We start from the raw sequence: 17,037 nt of genomic DNA, 5'->3' as shown, positions 1-17,037 counted from the left end.
ACCCAGCGTCCGCACCCTCGTGCGCAGACAAGCCGGGACGGCGCTTCCGGTTCCGCCGCGATGGGAAGGAACGGCGCGGGAATGTAGATTTATTTGAAAATAGATTTTTCCATTCTCGCAAAGCGAAGCTTCGTCTTGGCAATTGTTTGACAACTATTTTTATTGATCCGTTTTATTGGAACAATTCCAAACTCGGGCCCTTTTAAAGGGCGCTTCGAGGGCGCGGTATCGCTCATGGGACACGACAGGAATCAGAAGGACGAAGAAGATGTTCATGCACAACAAGCGCCTGCAGTACACGGTGCGGGTCGCCGAACCCAATCCCGTCCTGGCCAGCCTGATGCTGGAACAGTTCGGCGGACCGCAAGGTGAGCTGGCGGCCGCCATGCGCTACTTCACCCAAGCGCTGGGGGAGACCGACCCCGGCCGCAAGGACATGCTGTTCGACATCGCCACGGAGGAGCTGAGCCACCTGGAGATCATCGGCAGCATCGTCGCCATGCTCAACAAGGGCATCAAGGGCGACCTGGCCGAGGCGAACATGGCGGAGGCCGACCTTTATGCCGCGCTGAACCAGGGCGGCGACAGCCACACCCAGGCGCTGCTGTACGGGGGCGGGCCATCGTTGACCAACTCTTCCGGCGTGCCGTGGACGGCGGCCTACATCGACAGCATCGGCGACCCGACCTGCGACCTGCGCTCCAACATCGCGGCGGAGAGCCGGGCCAAGATCGTCTATGAGCGGCTGATCAACATAACCGACGATCCCGGTATCAAGGACGCCCTGGGCTTCCTCATGACGCGCGAGATCGCGCACCAGAAGTCGTTCGAGAAGGCGCTCTACGCCATCGAGCCCAACTTCCCGCCGGGAAAGCTGCCGGGCAAGGCCGAGTTCGCGGACCTCTACGTCAACACATCCCAGGGCGAAGGGGATGCCGAGGGGCCCTGGAACACGGGCGGGACCTGGCAACGGCTGGACGACGTGGAGGGCAGCCTGCCCCTGGACGGCGGGGATGGCCTGCCCTCCGTCACCTTGACCGACGCCCAGCAGGAAGCGGCCAGGGCCCTCATGGCCCGCACCATGTCCAACCCCGAAAGCGACCCTGTGACCGGTGTCGATCTGGGGTCCGGCAAGGCGGTGCCGGAGATGGCGGACGTCTGACCCTGGCTTCCGCGAGACGTGATGGCGACCTCCCGGGGGCCGTCACACCCCCCTTGCGCGCCACGCCGGCTTCCCGCCGGCGTGGCCTTTTTTCGTGCGGAAACAGTCGGCGGCCGTCTTGGAACCGCCAGCCGACGGGTTGATCACGTTGCCGCCGGTCAGGGATGGGCGCGCCTGTTCGGTCGACCGCGCGCAGCCGCGATATCCCCCATAAACCGCGTCTCGCCACCGACGCCCCGGTTCACGGGCAACGGCGGTGGGCGGGGTGGTTCGTGACCCAGGTCCGTCGCGGCGGCACGGCGGCAGACCTCCAGGGCATGGCGGACATCCGGATTCGTGATGAGTGATGATATAGAATATTCGTCACTAGACACATACTTTAGCGGGGTAGCTTGGTGCTGCACCCCGCGCACGACGGCGCGGGGCTGGTCCATGAGCGGCCGGTCGCCCATGCCCCTCCTTCCAGGGCGGCGGTCCGGCGCGTCGCCGGAGAAAGAAGATGTCCGCCTCGATCCACAAAATGTTGCGGGCGCCGGTTGGCGCCTTGGTCCTGGTTGGAATCATGTCCAGCCCGGCGCTGGCCGCGTGGCGGGATGACCCTGCGAAAACCTTCATCGCTTCGCTTGCGGGTGAACGGGATTCCGGAATTCGGCATGACCCCGTCCCCACGTCGGCCCTACCCCAGGAGGATCCGGCGCGACGGTTCATCGACGGTTTGGGAGGCAAGCATGAACGCCCGTCCGGCATCGGCGCGCCCGGGGTGGACAAGCGGCCCGAGCGCGACTTCATAGACCGCATTGCCGGCCGGGCGCCTTAGCGGGCAAGCGGGGGCTCGAGGTCCGCCCCTGGCCCGCGGCCCCCGCCCACGCATCCTCAGCCTGCTGCGCGCCCAGATAGTTGCCCAGCCCAATGACGCACGTAGAAGCTGGCGGAGGCAAGGCCCCCCAGCCAGTGGAAGGACACGCCCAATACGGGATTGGCGCCCATCTGTATCGACCTCCCCAGTCTTTTTATGCGCTGACGCCCCCCTAGGGAGGAACCGGCTCAGGCGGGACCACCTGAGCCTTGAATCGCGCGACAAAACAAAAGGTTGGTGTGTTTCCAACCATTCCATTCAAGGCGGAGGCATGACTAATACGTCGTCCTGCCGCCGGACGTGTCGAAGGTCGACGCGGTGGTGAAACTGCATTCCTCGCTGGCCATGAAACAGACCATGGCGGCGCTTTCCGCCACATGGCCCAGGCGGCCCATGGGGATTTTCGAGCGCATGTAGTCCACCTGGCTTTGTGGCAACTGGTCCAGGATGGGGCTGTCGAAGGTGGCGGGGGTGATGGCGTTGACGATCACGCCCTTGGTCGCCAGCTCTTTGCCCAGCGATTTGGTGAAGCCCAGGACGCCGGCCTTGCTGGCGGAATAGGCGGACGCGTTGGGGTTGCCCTCCTTGCCGGCGACGGACGCGACGTTGACGATGCGGCCATAGCCGTTGGCCAACATCAGCGGCACCACCGCGCGGCAGCAGTAGAACAAGCCGTTCAGGTTGATGTCGATGGTGCGGCGCCAGCTGTCCAGCGGGAACTCATGCACCGGCACGGTGGCGCCGGTGATGCCGGCCGACGCCACCAGGATGTCCACCCGGCCGCCCAGGGCCTGGTGGCTGGCCTTGGCGGCGGCCTCAACCGCCGCCGCGTCGGTCACATCCAGGGCCACGGTGTGGACCGCCCCCACCTCGGCGGCGGCCCCGGCCAAGCCATCTTCCCGCACGTCCCATAGGGCGACCTTGGCCCCCTCCGCCACCAGGCGGCGGGCGGTTTCCCTGCCCAGGCCCGAGGCGCCGCCGGTGACGATGGCGGTGCGACCGTCGAAGCGGCCTTCAAACACTGTCGTCACGCCTGCTCCTCCCGGTCGAACCACGACACCACCTTTTGCCGTTGCGTCCCCAGCTTCCCGATGCCCAGGGTCATGACGTCGCCGGCCTTCAGGAACACCATGTCGGGCTTCTGGCCCTCGCCCACGCCGGGGGGTGTGCCGGTGGTCAGGATGTCGCCCGGCTCCAGCGTGATGAAACGGCTGACATAGGCGATCAGCTCGGCCACGCCGAAGATCATGGTGCGGGTGTTGCCCGTCTGCATGCGCCGGCCGTTGAGGTCCAGCCACATGTCCAGATCCTGCGGATCGCCCACCTCGTCGGCCGTCACCAGCCAGGGGCCCACCGGGCCGAAGGTGTCGTGGCCCTTGCCCTTGTCCCACTGGCTGCCGCGTTCCTTCTGATTGAAGCGTTCAGAGACGTCGTTGACCAGGACATAGCCGGCGACATAATCCAGCGCCCGGTCCTGCGGCACATAACGGGCGGTGCGGCCGAAGACCACGCCCAATTCCACCTCCCAATCCGACTTGGCGCTGTCCTGGGGCAGCATGACGTCGTCGTCCGGCCCGTTCAGGCAACTGGTGGCCTTGGTGAACAGGATGGGTTCGCTGGGGACGGGCAGGTTGGCTTCCTTGGCGTGGTCGGCATAGTTCAGGCCGATGGCCAGGAACTTGCCCACACGGGCCACGGGCACGCCCAGCCGGGGACCGCCGTCGACCACCGGGAGGATGGCGGGGTCGATGGCCTTCAGCCGTGCCAGCCCGGCGGGGGAGAGCACGTCGGGGGTGATGTCGGCCACGTGCGAGGACAGGTCGCGGATGCGGCCGTCCGCGTCCAGCAGGCCGGGCCGCTCCTGGCCCTGGGGGCCGTAGCGCAAGAGCTTCATGGGGTATGACCTTGCAATATGTTTAATGCGTGTAGGGGCGGTGCAGGGTGACGGCGGGGTTCAGCTCCACACCGAAACCGGGCTTGTCGAGCGCGGTGGCCTTGATGCGGCCGTCGACGGGCACGGGCTCGCCCAGCAGCTGGGGATGGAACATCGGCACCACCTGGTCGGCTTGGGGCGCCATCATCAGGAACTCGGCGAAGGGGCTGTTATGCCGGGTGATGACGAAGTGGTAGCTGTAGACGCTGGAGCCATGGGGGATGACCATGACGCCCCGGCTGTCGGCCATGGCGGAGATCTTCAGCAGCTCGGTGACGCCGCCACACCAGCCCACGTCGGGCTGGATGATGTCGCAGCACTCCATTTCCATCAGCATGCGAAAGCCCCAGCGGGTGGCCTCATGCTCACCGGTGGTGACCAGCATGCCGGCGGGGGCGGTCTTCTTCAGTGCGGCGTAACCCCAGTAATCGTCGGGGCTCAGCGCCTCCTCGATCCATTTCAGGCCGTACTCGTGCGCCATGTGGGCCAGTCGGGTGGCGTAGTTCAGGTCCAGCGCCATCCAGCAGTCGAACATCAGCCAGAAGTCGTCGCCGCAGCGCTCGCGCATGGTGGCCAATTCCTGGATGTTCTTCTTCAGCCCCTCCTCGCCCTCGGCGGGGCCGTGGTGCAGGGGCATCTTGCCGCCGATGAAGCCCATGCCCTTGGCGAGATCGGGCCGGGATCCCGTGGCGTAGAAGCTCAGCTCATTGCGCACGGCCCCGCCCAGCAGGTGGTACACCGGTTCCTGCCGCAGTTTGCCCAAGAGGTCCCACAGGGCGAGGTCGACGCCGGAGATGGCGTTCACCACCAAGCCCTTGCGGCCGTAGTACTGGGTCCCGAAGTACATCTGGTCCCAGATCTTCTCATAGTCTGTGGGGCTGCGGCCTTCGAGGAAGCGGGCCAGATGCTTTTCCACGATGTAGGCGGCGGGCTCGCCGCCGGTGGTGACAGCGAAGCCGACGGTGCCGTCGCTGGCCTCGATCTCCACCACCAGGGTGCCCAGGACGTTGATGCCGAAGCTCTGCCGGCTTTGCCGATATTCCGGGTACTTGGCCATGGGCGTGGCGATATGGTCGTCGATCCAGTGACCGGCACCCTGGTCGTGATAGTCCGCGCCGCCGCCGCGCACGGTGTAGGCGCGCACCTGTTTGATGGTGGGGAGGGTCATGGGAACGCTGCTCCTAGGCATGATCGAAGGACGTCGGGATGGGGCTTAGGCCACCATGCCGCGGGCGCGGTAGAAGTAGGTGGGCGTGCAGCTCCAGGCGTGGCAGTAGCTGTTGATGTGGATGTCGCCGTAGGGGGAACTCAGCGGCTTGGCCGGGTCATAGACCTCCCAGAAGGTGTCGGCGCCGGCCTTGACCATGCCGCCCCAATAGTTTTCCACCAGGGCCTTGGCGTCCTTCTCCAGACCGCTGTCCAGCATGGCCTCCACCATGTAGTGGTAGAGGTAGGGGGTCACCGGCTTGACCGCGTCGGCGCGACTGAACGCCGTCTTCAGCGCGGTGGCGCAGTCCTTGGCCGGCAGCACCCCGCCGATGGCCATCCACGCCTGGGAGGCCCAGGACACTTGGCGGTTGGGCCCGCTGACGAAGGCCTTGGCCGACGCATCCCAATAGCCGCGGGCGGCCTTGGTCATGCGCCCGATCAGTGCGGGGTAGTCCGCCACCTCCGCCTGCACGCCCAGTTTGCGCGCCAGGTCCAGCGTGCGCTTGTGGGCGAAGACCAGCAGGCCTTGGATGGCCGCGTCCTTATGCAGATCGGGCGCCCAGTCGATGAAGATCCAGACGTTGCCGGGGTCGACATAGCGGCCGTCGGCGTTGATGCGCTGGCCGATGATCTCCAGCTGGCGCTTGGCCACGGGCCACAGCTCCCGCGCCGTCGCCTCATCGCCCGTGGCTTCCAAGTAGTCCGCCAGGGCCACGTTGAACAGGGCGGCGTAGTCGACGATGTGGATGCCGCCGTAGCGCGCCCTGGGCTTCTCATAAACGCAGGCCGCCACCAGCCCGTCCTGCCGGCGGTAGGCCGCGAACAGGTAGAGGCAGCGCTTCACCAGGTCGTTCCGCTTGAAGGTGGCGTAGTTGGCCAGGGCCTGCAGGCGCAGGTCGCCCACCCACAGGCGCTGGTCGCGGCGGGGGCCATCCTCGAACGTGGTCTGCATGCAATCGCGCAGGGTGGCCAGGGCCACGGCGTCGATGCGGCGCGCCAAGTCGGAATATTTGGACGACAGCGGCGCCGGCGTGGCCTGGGCGGAGGTGAGGGCTATGGCCTTCACGTCCTCGAACCGGATGCTGAAGCCGGAGGAGGTGTCGATGACCTCCACCTTCACATAGCGGAAGGCGTAGCGGCGGGGCAACTGCACGGCCTGGGGTAAATAGTCAATGTTGACGATTTCATCGGGCAGCCAGGCGCCGCTCAACATGCCATTGTAGGGATACAGCGGTTCCGCCACATCGCTGGGCACCTCGCCGAAGGTCAGGCGCAGGCGGGCCGGGGCATCGGGCTCCCGTCCCACGGTTTCCAGGCGGAAGGCCAGGTGGCCGGTGCGGTGGCCGCCGAAGTCCAGGATGAAGCTGTCGCCCTTCTTGAAGGTGCTGCCGGCCAGGCCTTCGTCCTCAGGCTCCATGCGCCAGCGCAAGGGGGCGGCAGGATCGGCGACGGCGCGCACCAGGGCCAGCGGCGGCTGGGCCGTCTCGGTCAGCGCCGGTGTCAGCGCGTCGGCCCTGGCGCCCCAGGCGGCGTTGGGCTCGCCGGCCACGGCGGGCTCGAACTCCTTGGGCTGCGCCTGGGCGGCCTTGGGCGCCACCACGGAAGAGGCGGCGGCCGCCACGGCGGCCCCCCCACGACCAACAGCATTTCCCGGCGATTCATGGTCAGTCGCGCGCTCCCTAGCAGGCTTTTGATTCTATGGGATCCAGAGGGTGGCAAGGCCTGGCCCCGGCTGGAAAGGAAAAGTGCGGGTGCCGCGGAGGATCGTTCGCACCATCGCCCGCGACACCCGCCAGGGGAGGAAGGAGAAAATACGGTGATGAGACCGTACGGGTACCAGGTGCCGGGCGGGGCGGGGCCGCCCCGCCCGGCGATCGGCCTCACCACTTCTTGGTCAGGCCGATGGAGATGACGCGGCCCAGGGGGGACGCGGCGGTCAGGTCGACACCGGAGATGCCGTTGGTGTTGTAATAATAGGGCGGGTCGGTATCGAAGACGTTGTTCACGTCCAACGTCGCCTGGATGCCGCCCATCATGCCCTGGCCGGGGACGTTCCAGGCCAGGTGCAGGTCGGCGGTGGTGAAGCTGTCCACCTTCTGGACACCCAGGCCGCCCGTACTCGCGTTGCTGTAGCCGTTGGTGTAGTTCACGAAGACACCGGCGGTGTAGGCGTCCAGGGTCCACATCAGGCTGGCGCGGGCCTTGAAGTCGATGGCGTAGTCGGTGTTCAGCAGGGTGTTGATGGAGGTGGCGCCCTTCACCTTCTGGTCGAACTGCCACAGCCAGGTGCCGGCCAGCCCCGCCGTGAAGGCGCCCACCCGGCCGGCGTCCCAGCCATAGCTGATGTCGAAATCGACGCCCTGGATGAACTCATCGGCGAAGTTCTGGCGCCGCAGATCATAGATGGCGGTGGGCAGCTGCGCCGCCAGGTTGAAATTGCCGTCGTGGCGGAAGCCGTTGGTCAGCGCCAGGGCTTGGGCCAGCGTCGGATTGTAGACGCGGTAGGCGTCATAGACCGGGTTCTGCGGTTGCGTCACCGGGTTGAAGGTGGGGAAGGTGATGACGTTGTAGTAGTCGATGCGGAAGTAGCTGGAGCTGACCTTCAGGCCGGGCAGCTCCTTGGGCTTGTAGTCGAACCCGGCGGAGTAGGTGTCCGCCGTCTCTGGCTTCAGCTTGTTGCCGCCCGCCAGGATGATCGAATACTTGTTGGGGTCGAAGCTGACGAAGTCGCTGAAGCGGATGGCACGGGTGTCGATGGCCGTGCCGGCGTCCGCCAGGCTGGGCGCGTGGAAGCTGGAGCCGAAGCTGCCGCGCAGGGTCAGGCCGTCGAAGGGGGTGTAGGTCAGGCCGACCTTGGGGTTGGTGGTGTCGCCCACGTCGCTGTAGCTGTCGTAACGGGTGGCCAGCGACAGGTTGACGGCGCGGATGCCGGGCACGGCGTTGTCATCGCCCACAATGGGCACCGACAGCTCGCCGAACACCGACTTCACGTCCCGCTCCCCGATGGAAGAGAAGGACGAGACGGCGGCCTCGCTGGCGGTCAGCCAGCTGGCGGGGTTGGTCGGGCCCACGCTGTTGCTGGCGGCGAAGCGCTCATGCCGGATGTCGGCGCCCACGGCCGCCTTGATGGTGCCGCCAGGCAGGTCGAACAGGGGGCCGTCGGCCTTGAACAGGCCTTCCTCCAGGAACTGCTCGCCACTGTAGCGGGTCTGGAAATCGCGCAAGGCGCCGATCACGGCGGGGCTGTTGGCGGCACCGATGCCGGTGGGGTTCAGGGTGCCGGCGGCGGCCAGGTCGGTGGCCAGGGTCTGGTTCAGGCCGTTCTGGCGCACGTCGTCGCGCTCGAACCCGAAATTGCCCACCACCTTGCCCTGCCAGCCGTGGGTCAGGTCGATGTCGGCGCCGACGTTGGCCACCTGGGTGCTGGTGGTGGTGTGGTTCAGGAATGACCCGCCGGGGTAGTAGGTGACCGTCTCATCCCCACCGCCCAGGCCGGGGACAGCGACATAGTACGGGCTGCTGCCAGGAACGGTGACGGAGAAGCCGCTGTTGTTGGGCGAGGCCTGGGCGGAGGTGGAACTTATGCGCGTGGTCATGACGCGCCGGCTATAGATCTCGTTGGCGAACAGCTCGATGCCGTCGGTGATGGCCTGGCGGATGGAGATCAGGCCCTGGTCGCGGTGCTGGTCGGGGTAGAGGTCGTCATCCAGCCGGCCTTCGCACTTGTTGGGCTGGCCCGCCTTCAAGGCGCCGGTGGCCGTCAAGCCGTAGGTCACGCCGCCGGCGGTGATGTTGGCGACCGGGCAGTTCTGCACCCGGTTGTCGCCCCAGCCCTTGGACGTGGCGTTGTCCGACATGTAGGAGCGGCTGCCGGGCTTCAGTTCCGAATTCCCCGAATGCTCGTAGTCCAGCAGGATGGAGCCGCCATCCCAGGTCTTGCCGAACAGCTGGCTGAAGTTCTGGGTGTCGTAGGAATTGCCGAAGCCCGCCTGCAGATGGGTTTCCGCCCCGTCGTAGTTGCGGCGGGGGATGAAGTTGATGACGCCGGCCACGGCGTCCGACCCATAGATGGAGGAGGCGCCGTCGGCGATGACCTCCACCCGTTCCAGGGCGGAGACAGGGATGGCCGACGGGTCGGGGGCCGTCTGGTTGATGCCGGCGCCCGGCAGGCGCAGGCCGTCGAACAGCACCAGGGTCAGGCCGCCGCCGCCGTTGCCCACGCCCACGCCGTGGATGGCGGGCTGGTCCACGAAGTTGGCTTGGCCGAAGCCAGTGTTGCTGCCGGTGGAATTGAAGTTGCCCACCTGGGGCAGAGAGCGCAGCAGTTCCGTCGCCGTGGTGGACCCGGTGGCGACGATGTCGTCGCGCGTCACCGTGGTGACGGCGGAGGATGGGGTCTGGATGCCACGGATGCTGGTGCCGGTGACGATGATTTCCTCAAGCGCTTCGGCCGTGTCGGCCGTGCCGCCCTGGGTCGTGGCCGGGGCGGTCCCGACTTGGGCCAGCGCCTGGGCGCTGGCGGTGGCCAGCAGAAAGGTCAGCACCGCCGCCAGGGGCTTGGCGACGGCGGGCCGGTGGATGGATTGACAGCGGTGTCCCACCTGAGCGTCTCCCTTTATGTTTTCGTTGTCGTTCGCGTTATGGACCGGGCGCAATGCGCCCCCTGTCCGGCGCCTTGCTGAAAGCGCCGGCTGGGGCGTCCTGTCCGCCCAATGATGGTGTGAGTGCGGTGCGCGTGATCGGCACGCGCCAAAGGGCAAGCCCTTGCGGCCCTTAGGTGATTTCGTCCCTGTCTTGGTCTTGTCAGGGGATGCTATCGCCGGTGGCGGGCCGAGTCAAACCATATTGTGCAAATGATGATCAAAATGTGAAATTAATGCCCATCTGGGCGTCTGCTGCCTTCGGCACATGGGAATGGCGCGATTGTGATCGGTAACCGGTGTCAACAGCGGCTGCGCAATTCTTCAAGCTTCTGGTGATGTTGCGGCGATTTTTATCGCTTATGCTGTTTGGTGCCGATGCTGCTGATTGTGGCAGTGTGTCCCAGATTACGGGAAAAATGTGGAATTATTGACGCACCTAACTCATAATCCCTGTCCGTCGCGCCGCGATCGGTAAATAATTCCATGATGCGACATCGGAAAGATCAATATGGGATATTCGAGAAAATCCCGTGATGCGGAACCCGAGGAGAAGGGCAAGGGCGCGCCGTCGGGCAGCCAGACCCTGCTGCGGGGGCTGGATGTCATTGATGTCGTGGCCGAGGGGATCGTCGCGTTGCCGGCGCTGTCGGAGCGCCTGGGCCTGACCAAGTCCACCGTCCGTCGGTTGGCGTCGGCCCTGGTGGATCGCGGTTACCTCAGCTTAGCGACGCCCGCATGGAGGGCCTGACCGCCCAGGTGGCCGGCTCGGCCCTGGCCATCAGTCGTGAACTGGGGTGGAGTGAGCGGGCCGGTCGCCGCCGGCCACGCCGGCAGAAGGCATGAACCGCCGGCGTCGGCGCCGGCAAACGTGAAGGAAAAATCCATGCTGCTTGAAGGGAAAACGGTGCTGATCACCGGCGGGTCCCAGGGGATAGGGCGTGCCGCCGCCATCGAAAGCGCCCGCGCCGGCGCCGACGTCGCCATCAATTACCTGGGCGATGAGGGGGAGGCGGCGGCGGTGGTGGACGCCATCACCGCCCTGGGCCGGCGCGTCCTCGCCGTCCGTTCCGACGTGGCCGACCCGGACGCGGCCCCCGCCTTCGTCCAGGCGGCGGTGGAGGCGTTCGGTGGCGTCGACGTCTTCGTCAGCAACGCCGGCATCTGCCCCTTCCACGCCTTCCTCGACATGCCGGTGGAGGTGCTGGAGCGCACGATGCGCGTCAACCTGCACGGCGCCTACTTCATGGTGCAGGCGGCGGCCCGGCGGATGGTGGAGCAGGGGCGGGGCGGGTCCATCATCGCCGTCAGTTCCATCAGTGCCCTGGTGGGCGGCGAGTACCAGACCCACTACACCCCCACCAAGGCGGGGGTGCATTCGCTCATGCAGTCCTGCGCCATCGCCCTGGGCCGCCACGGCATCCGCTGCAACTCCGTCCTGCCCGGCACCATCCAGACCGCCATCAACAAGGACGACTTGGCCGACCCGGAAAAGCGCGCCCGCATGGCCGCACGCATCCCCCTGGGCCGCCTGGGCGTGCCGGAGGACCTGGCCGGCCCCATCGTCTTCCTGGCCTCCGACATGGCGCGCTACGTCACCGGCGCCGCCCTGCTGGTGGACGGCGGCGCCTTCGTCAATCTTCAATAGCCGAACGTCAATAATCGAAATCGGGGGAGCGGATCAGCATGCGGGGAACCCTCAGCGTTCTTCCGGTGGGTATCGCCCCGTCCGCGGCTGGCGCCATTGGCGGCGCCGGCGCGCAGGAGGCCGTGGTGGGGGCAAGGGATGCGGACGCGCTGTTCGCCAGCCCCGATCCCATGCTCAACCGCAACAAGCAGGCGGCCTATCATATCGTGAAGGACCTGCTTGAAGCCGATCATTGGGATGAGGCGGATCGCTGGCTGACGGCCGGCTACCACCAGCACAATCCCTTGGTCCCGTCCGGCCGCGACCATGTGGTGGCTTTCTTCAGCAAGATGTTCAAGCGGGCGCCGAAGCCGGTGCCGGAGAAGATGGCGACGCCTGTGGTCGCCGTGTTGGCGGAAGGTGATCTGGTGACCGTGGTCTTCCCGCGTGTCCTGAAGGACCCGAAGGACTCGTCGAAGACCTATACGACCACATGGTTCGACATGTGGCGTTTCAAGGACGGGAAAGCCGATGAACATTGGGATCCCACGAGCAAGGATCTGCCGGCGGGTCCCTAGATTTGTCGATTGGATGGGATCGTGGCATTGGGGGCGGGGACTCCGGCTTGGCAGGCCGGCGAGAGTGCCCATATTAATGCATATCAATATGGCAGATTGAGCGGCCTATCTCAGTCCGAACAGCTTCGTCCTGACTGACCGGAGGTGGTCGTGCATGCAATTTTCCGCGCGCTCGGGATCGTGCGCGCGGATGGCGTCGACCAGGGAACGATGCTCCACGTCCGACGCCGCCGTCGCCGAGGTGGCGGCCGTGCCATAAACCGCATCGATCCGGCTGTTGAGGCTGGGGCGGCCTTGGGCGCGCAGGGTATCGTACAGCAGCAATAACAGCATGTTATGGCTGGCTTCGGCGACGGTCCGGTGCAGGCGTTCGTCCAGGCGCCTCCATAAGGGCAAGGACCTGGATTCGGACATCTCCGCCAGACACGCATCCATCGCCTGAAGGTCGGCTGCGGTCGAATGGATCGCAGCCTGGGCGGCCAGTTGGGGTTCCAGGACCAGCCGGGCCTCCATGATGTCGCCCAGGCTGATGGGGAGCGGGGTCTGCGCCTCGGCGCTGAGGTCGCGCTGGCCGATGAAGGTGCCCTTGCCAACGTGGCGCCAGATCAGCCCCTCTTCCTCGACCCGTTTGAGGAGCGTGCGCAACTTCCCACGCGAAACCCCCAGCACCTCGCCCAGCTTGGGTTCCGGGGGCAGGCGCTGTTCGCCGGTACGCCCGGTCGCCTCGATCAAATCCCGCAAACGGTCCAGGTCATCCACAGCTTTCACCGGCGCTTCCTCCACCACCGCATCTTAACGATTTCCCCGCCCCGCTCAATCTGATCAATAACAATATTGATTCAAATCGATTGACGTATTGATCTGTGACGTGTAGCTGAGAGGGACCGCACGGGCCTGGAACGCGGCGCGATGCGGGGCCTTCCACCAATGGGTGGCCGCGTCCTTTGGGCACCGAAATCGAAGGGCCTTCATGTCCCAGAACACCGAACCAACCCCGCTGCCGCTTTTCCTGACCGATGCTGATGTTCGGTCGGTCTTTGACTGGAAGGCGGCGGCGGACGCGCTGAAGACGGCGTACGCGGCACCTGCTGCACCCGATCTGTTTCCGCCGCGCACCATGGCGCGGCGGCAGGGACTGTGGCTGCGTACCCTCAGCGGCATCGCCCCGGACGGTGGCTTGATGGGGGCCAAGCTCATCTCGGCCAACATCCGGGCCGGCGTCGCCTCCTATCTCATCCCCCTGCTGGATCAGGAAACGGCCGAACTGGTGGCCCTGCTGGACGGCAATTCCATCACCGGCTTCCGCACCGCCGTCACCTCCGCCGTGGTGGCGGACGCGCTGGCGTCGGCGGGCGCCCTGCGGGTGGCGGTCATCGGTTCGGGTTTCGAGGCCAAGAACCATGTCCGCGCCCTGGCGGCCCTGCGGCCCCTCGACCAAGTGTCGGTCTACAGCCCCAACCCGGACAGCCGCGCCCGCTTCATCGCGGAACTGGGCGATTTGGGCATCCCCATGCGCGACGCTGACAGCGCGCGGGCCACGCTGGGGGACGCCGACGTGGCGATCTGCGCCGCACGGTCCCGCGATGAAAGCCCGACCCTGCTGGGCGGGTGGCTGCGGCCCGGCATGACCGTCATCTCCATCGGCTCCACCCTGCCGGAACAGCGCGAACTGGATCCGGAGGCCATCCGCCGCGCCGACCTGATCGTCGCCGACATGGTGGAGGAGGTGGCGCACGACACCGGCGACATGATCGCCGCCGCGCGGGCGGGCGTCGGCTGGGAGGGCCGGCTGGTCGCCTTGGCCGACGTCATCGGCGGGCGGCATCCCGCGCGCACGGCACCGGACCAGATCCTGCTCTACAAGTCGGTGGGTGCCGCCATCCAAGACCTGGCGGTCGCCGCGCTGTGCGCCGGCCGGGCACGGCAATTGGGCATCGGCACGATGCTGCCCGTCAGCATCACGCCGGTGCGGAAAGGCAAGAAATGACCTCGGCTCTCTTGAACGATCCCACCCTCTTGAAATCCGCCGCCTATGTGGACGGCGCCTGGGTCACGGCCAGGTCGGGGGAAGGCCGGCCGCTGCTGAACCCCTCGACGGGCGAGCAATTGGCCCTGATCCCGCAGTTCGGCCGGGACGAGGTGGCGGGCGCCGTCGAGGTCGCCCATCGCGCGCTGCCGGCATGGCGGGCACTGTCCGGCAAGGCGCGCTCCATCATTCTGCGGCGCTGGTTCGACCTGATGGTCACGCACGCCGACGACCTGGCCCGCCTGATCGTGCTGGAGGAGGGCAAGCCCTACGCCGAGGCCAAGGGCGAGGTCGCCTATGCCGCGTCCTTCGTCGAATGGTTCGCGGAGGAGGCCAAACGGGTGAAGGGCGATGTCATGGCCGCCCCCGAACCTGGTCGCCGCATCGTCACCCTGAAGGAACCGGTGGGCGTCTGCGCCGCCATCACGCCCTGGAATTTCCCGGCGGCCATGATCACGCGCAAGGCGGCGCCGGCCCTGGCGGCCGGCTGCACCATGGTGGTGAAGCCGGCGGAGCAGACCCCGCTGACCGCCTTCGCCCTGGCGGCGCTGGCGGCCCAGGCGGGGGTGCCGGCCGGTGTGCTGAACGTCGTCACCGGCCCGGCGCGCGTCGTGGGGGCGGAACTGACCGGCAATCCCCTGGTGCGCAAGATCACCTTCACGGGGTCGACCGAGGTGGGCCGCGTGCTGATCGCCCAGTCGGCGGCGACCATCAAGAAGATGTCCATGGAACTGGGCGGCAACGCTCCCTTCCTGGTGTTCGACGACGCCGATGTCGACAAGGCCGTGGCCGGCCTGATCGCCACCAAGTACCGCAACACCGGCCAGGCCTGCATCAGCGCCAACCGTGTCTATGTGCAGAATGGCATTTATGACGCCTTCGCCGCCAGGCTGGCCCAGGCCGTGGGAAATCTGCGGGTCGGCGACGGGTTCGAGGACGGTGTGCAGCAGGGCCCCCTGATCGACGATGACGCCGTGGCCAAGGTGGAGGCGCACATCGCCGACGCGGTGGCCCGGGGCGCCTCGGTGGCGCAGGGCGGTGGTCGCCATGCCCGGGGCGGCCGCTTCTTCCAGCCCACCGTGCTGACCGGCGTCACCGCCGACATGCGCATCTGCCGGGAGGAGACGTTCGGGCCGGTGGCGCCGCTGATCCGCTTCCTTGACGAGGCCCAGGCCATCCGCCTGGCCAACGACACGGAATTCGGTCTGGCGGCCTATCTGTTCGCCGGGGACGCCGAACGCATCTGGCGGGTGGCGGCGGCGCTGGAGAGCGGCATGGTCGGCATCAACACCGGCCTGATCTCCAACGAGGTCGCGCCCTTCGGCGGGGTCAAGCAGTCCGGACTGGGCCGCGAGGGCTCCATCTACGGCATCGATGAGTATCTGGAATTGAAATACCTCGCTTGGGAAGGCGCGCGCAGCGGCGTCTGAGCGGCGACGCGGAAGAAGAAGGAACAAGGCTATGGCCGGCTATCGCCGTAACGAGGCGCGCGAGTGGGCGCGTGAAAAACTGGTGGGCGTGATCAATTGCACCATCCCATCCTTCACCTCGGACCTGACCCGCATCAACGAGGCGGCCATCCGCCACGACACCCGCCTGGCCATCGAGCATGGCTTCATAGGCACGCTGGGCGTGTCAGAGGTGTCGATCACCCTGGTGGAGTATCTGGATTTCCTGCGCATCATCAAGGATGAGGCCGGCGAGCGCCTGGTGGTGACCCATCACGCCAGCTGGAACAACCTGGAACAGAACATTGAGGCCGTGCGCGGGGCGGAGGCGGCGGGGGCGGAGTTCGTGCTGCTGTCCTATCCGCCCAACTTTTATCCGGAGAGCGAGCAGGACGTCTACGACTATACCAAGGCGGTGTGCGACGCGACCAACCTGGCCGTCATGCTGTTCCCCATGTTCCTGTGGGGCTTCTCCAGCCGCATCCATCCGTCCGACATCCCGGCCAGCCTGATCCGGCGCCTGCTGGACGACTGCCCCAACATCGCCGCCATCAAGGCGGAGGGTGGCTTCCCCTCCATCCAGAGCGTGATCGAGTGCGACCGCCTGTTCGGCAAGGAAGTGGTGATCTCCATGCCCATCGAGGGGGAGCTGATCCCGCTCAGCCAGATCATGCCCATCCAGCTGTCGGCCACCAGCGACCATGAGTACTACGGTTCCATGATCCCGCGCGTCTTCACCCTGCTGCGCGAGGGCAAGTTCGACGAGGCGACGGCCATCTACTGGCAGCTGCATCCCGCCCGAAAGATCAAAGGCGCCCTGGGTGCCCAAATGCATGGCGGCAACTTCATCAACCGCCAGGCCTGGAAGTTCCAGGGCTGGCTGCAGGGCTATAACGGCGGCCCGTTGCGCATGCCCACCCAACGTATCCACGATCCGCAGATGGCGGCGCTACGCAAGGGCCTGGTCGATGCAGGCCTGCAGCCCAGCATGGATCCATTCCGCGAGTTCTTCGTGGGAAGGAATCCGGCGTGAGCGGGTTGTCCTTCCGCGGATGGGAAGGGGCTAGGCGTGCCGCCCCGCCACCGTCGCCTCGACCCTGGCCAGCAGCTCCTCCGGGTCCAGGGGTTTGCACAGGAAGGCCACAGCGCCAGCATCCAGCGCCCGCTGGCGCAGGATGGGGTCGGCGAAGGCGGTCATGATGATGACGGGAAGATCGCTGCCGGCATCGCGCAACGCCGCCTGCAGGCCAAGGCCGTCCATGGCCGGCATGTGCAGGTCGGTGATCAGGCAGGCGGCCTGACCCAGCCATGGGGAATCCAGGAACGCCATCGCCCCATCAAAGCCCCGGGCATCGAACCCGGCGGAGCGCATGAGGCTCAGCAGGCTGCCGCGGACTTCCGCGTCATCGTCGACGATCGCGATCATGGGATTGCTCAGGGCCCTTACTCCGCCTCCAGACGCGCACCGGCCAGTCAAGGGCCGGCAGAGGGTGCGCGCTGTTGGCGCCGCGCATCTCCGTCAACCGCCCCCCTGTAACCCGACCGGCGGGAAGAGCCC

Annotated in this window: 15 protein-coding genes; 8 read left to right on the top strand and 7 right to left on the bottom strand. The window is 66.7% G+C overall.

The annotated features are described in order from the left end of the window. The first annotated feature begins 268 nt into the window (after window positions 1-268). Both UAA55_RS07420 and UAA55_RS07415 read left to right on the top strand, forming a co-directional pair. The gene (locus UAA55_RS07420) at window positions 269-1,162 is read left to right on the top strand and encodes a manganese catalase family protein (RefSeq protein ID WP_322952041.1); all 894 of its coding nucleotides are present in this window, start codon (window positions 269-271) and stop codon (window positions 1,160-1,162) included. Window positions 1,163-1,661: 499 nt separating this feature from the next. Next, on the top strand, window positions 1,662-1,979 hold the full coding sequence (locus tag UAA55_RS07415) for a hypothetical protein (protein ID WP_322952040.1): 318 nt from the start codon (window positions 1,662-1,664) through the stop codon (window positions 1,977-1,979). A gap of 314 nt (window positions 1,980-2,293) precedes the next feature. Here UAA55_RS07415 and UAA55_RS07410 read toward each other — a convergent pair whose 3' ends face one another. The 5 genes from UAA55_RS07410 to UAA55_RS07390 form a co-directional block, all read right to left on the bottom strand. Then, window positions 2,294-3,049 (bottom strand): SDR family NAD(P)-dependent oxidoreductase, encoded by a 756-nt coding sequence (locus UAA55_RS07410; RefSeq protein ID WP_322952039.1) that lies wholly within the window; start codon window positions 3,047-3,049, stop codon window positions 2,294-2,296. Continuing rightward, complete coding sequence (locus UAA55_RS07405; protein ID WP_322952038.1) at window positions 3,046-3,912, bottom strand: 2,4-didehydro-3-deoxy-L-rhamnonate hydrolase; 867 nt, start codon at window positions 3,910-3,912, stop codon at window positions 3,046-3,048. Before UAA55_RS07405 ends, UAA55_RS07410 begins: the two co-directional genes overlap by 4 nt. A gap of 22 nt (window positions 3,913-3,934) precedes the next feature. Beyond that, entirely contained in the window at window positions 3,935-5,119 is a 1,185-nt protein-coding gene (gene rhmD, locus UAA55_RS07400; protein WP_322952037.1) for an L-rhamnonate dehydratase, read from the bottom strand. Between the two features lie 45 nt (window positions 5,120-5,164). Further along, complete coding sequence (locus UAA55_RS07395) at window positions 5,165-6,781, bottom strand: alpha-L-rhamnosidase-related protein (RefSeq protein WP_322952036.1); 1,617 nt, start codon at window positions 6,779-6,781, stop codon at window positions 5,165-5,167. Window positions 6,782-7,040: 259 nt separating this feature from the next. Beyond that, window positions 7,041-9,761, bottom strand: coding sequence for a TonB-dependent receptor plug domain-containing protein (locus UAA55_RS07390; RefSeq protein WP_322952035.1), 2,721 nt, complete (start codon window positions 9,759-9,761; stop codon window positions 7,041-7,043). Between the two features lie 550 nt (window positions 9,762-10,311). Between UAA55_RS07390 and UAA55_RS07385 the strand changes: the two genes are divergently transcribed. The 3 genes from UAA55_RS07385 (at window position 10,312) to UAA55_RS07375 (ending at window position 12,005) form a co-directional block, all read left to right on the top strand. Then, complete coding sequence (locus UAA55_RS07385; protein ID WP_322952034.1) at window positions 10,312-10,551, top strand: helix-turn-helix domain-containing protein; 240 nt, start codon at window positions 10,312-10,314, stop codon at window positions 10,549-10,551. A 135-nt stretch (window positions 10,552-10,686) separates the two neighbouring features. Continuing rightward, a complete protein-coding gene (locus tag UAA55_RS07380) occupies window positions 10,687-11,448 on the top strand; it encodes an SDR family NAD(P)-dependent oxidoreductase (protein WP_322952033.1) in 762 nt (253 codons plus the stop codon). 38 nt (window positions 11,449-11,486) lie between these two features. Continuing rightward, window positions 11,487-12,005 carry a nuclear transport factor 2 family protein gene (locus UAA55_RS07375; protein ID WP_322952032.1) on the top strand — a complete coding sequence of 173 codons (519 nt, stop codon included), beginning with the start codon at window positions 11,487-11,489 and terminating at the stop codon, window positions 12,003-12,005. 105 nt (window positions 12,006-12,110) lie between these two features. Here UAA55_RS07375 and UAA55_RS07370 read toward each other — a convergent pair whose 3' ends face one another. Then, window positions 12,111-12,764, bottom strand: a complete 654-nt coding sequence (locus UAA55_RS07370; protein WP_322952031.1) for a FadR/GntR family transcriptional regulator — start codon at window positions 12,762-12,764, stop codon at window positions 12,111-12,113. 211 nt (window positions 12,765-12,975) lie between these two features. Here UAA55_RS07370 and UAA55_RS07365 point away from each other — a divergent pair, with 211 nt between their 5' ends. Genes UAA55_RS07365 through UAA55_RS07355 form a run of 3 tightly spaced genes read left to right on the top strand, consistent with a single transcriptional unit; the run spans window position 12,976 to window position 16,512 of the window. Then, on the top strand, window positions 12,976-13,992 hold the full coding sequence (locus UAA55_RS07365; RefSeq protein ID WP_322952030.1) for an ornithine cyclodeaminase family protein: 1,017 nt from the start codon (window positions 12,976-12,978) through the stop codon (window positions 13,990-13,992). Next, window positions 13,989-15,461 carry an NAD-dependent succinate-semialdehyde dehydrogenase gene (locus tag UAA55_RS07360; RefSeq protein ID WP_322952029.1) on the top strand — a complete coding sequence of 491 codons (1,473 nt, stop codon included), beginning with the start codon at window positions 13,989-13,991 and terminating at the stop codon, window positions 15,459-15,461. The genes UAA55_RS07365 and UAA55_RS07360 overlap by 4 nt, the downstream gene beginning before the upstream one ends. A gap of 31 nt (window positions 15,462-15,492) precedes the next feature. After that, window positions 15,493-16,512: a dihydrodipicolinate synthase family protein gene (locus tag UAA55_RS07355; protein ID WP_322952028.1), complete on the top strand. Its 1,020-nt coding sequence runs from the start codon at window positions 15,493-15,495 to the stop codon at window positions 16,510-16,512. Between the two features lie 30 nt (window positions 16,513-16,542). On the opposite strand, the gene UAA55_RS07350 is transcribed toward UAA55_RS07355, so the two are convergent. Continuing rightward, on the bottom strand, window positions 16,543-16,905 hold the full coding sequence (locus tag UAA55_RS07350; protein WP_322952027.1) for a response regulator transcription factor: 363 nt from the start codon (window positions 16,903-16,905) through the stop codon (window positions 16,543-16,545). Window positions 16,906-17,037: the final 132 nt, after the last annotated feature.

The organism is Nitrospirillum guanabarense (genome assembly GCF_034653355.1).
In the GTDB taxonomy this organism is placed as follows: domain Bacteria; phylum Pseudomonadota; class Alphaproteobacteria; order Azospirillales; family Azospirillaceae; genus Nitrospirillum.
The sequence above is the reverse complement of the archived record's forward strand: the minus strand, read 5'-3'. Positions and strand labels throughout refer to the sequence as shown.

Coding starts and splice junctions, on each gene's coding strand:
- UAA55_RS07415 (WP_322952040.1), top strand. CDS start 1,662: ATGTCCGCCTCGATCCACAAAATGTTGCGGGCGCCGGTTGGCGCCTTG.
- UAA55_RS07365 (WP_322952030.1), top strand. CDS start 12,976: ATGTCCCAGAACACCGAACCAACCCCGCTGCCGCTTTTCCTGACCGAT.
- UAA55_RS07420 (WP_322952041.1), top strand. CDS start 269: ATGTTCATGCACAACAAGCGCCTGCAGTACACGGTGCGGGTCGCCGAA.
- UAA55_RS07405 (WP_322952038.1), bottom strand. CDS start 3,912: ATGAAGCTCTTGCGCTACGGCCCCCAGGGCCAGGAGCGGCCCGGCCTG.
- rhmD (WP_322952037.1), bottom strand. CDS start 5,119: ATGACCCTCCCCACCATCAAACAGGTGCGCGCCTACACCGTGCGCGGC.
- UAA55_RS07375 (WP_322952032.1), top strand. CDS start 11,487: ATGCGGGGAACCCTCAGCGTTCTTCCGGTGGGTATCGCCCCGTCCGCG.
- UAA55_RS07380 (WP_322952033.1), top strand. CDS start 10,687: ATGCTGCTTGAAGGGAAAACGGTGCTGATCACCGGCGGGTCCCAGGGG.
- UAA55_RS07350 (WP_322952027.1), bottom strand. CDS start 16,905: ATGATCGCGATCGTCGACGATGACGCGGAAGTCCGCGGCAGCCTGCTG.
- UAA55_RS07385 (WP_322952034.1), top strand. CDS start 10,312: ATGGGATATTCGAGAAAATCCCGTGATGCGGAACCCGAGGAGAAGGGC.
- UAA55_RS07360 (WP_322952029.1), top strand. CDS start 13,989: ATGACCTCGGCTCTCTTGAACGATCCCACCCTCTTGAAATCCGCCGCC.
- UAA55_RS07355 (WP_322952028.1), top strand. CDS start 15,493: ATGGCCGGCTATCGCCGTAACGAGGCGCGCGAGTGGGCGCGTGAAAAA.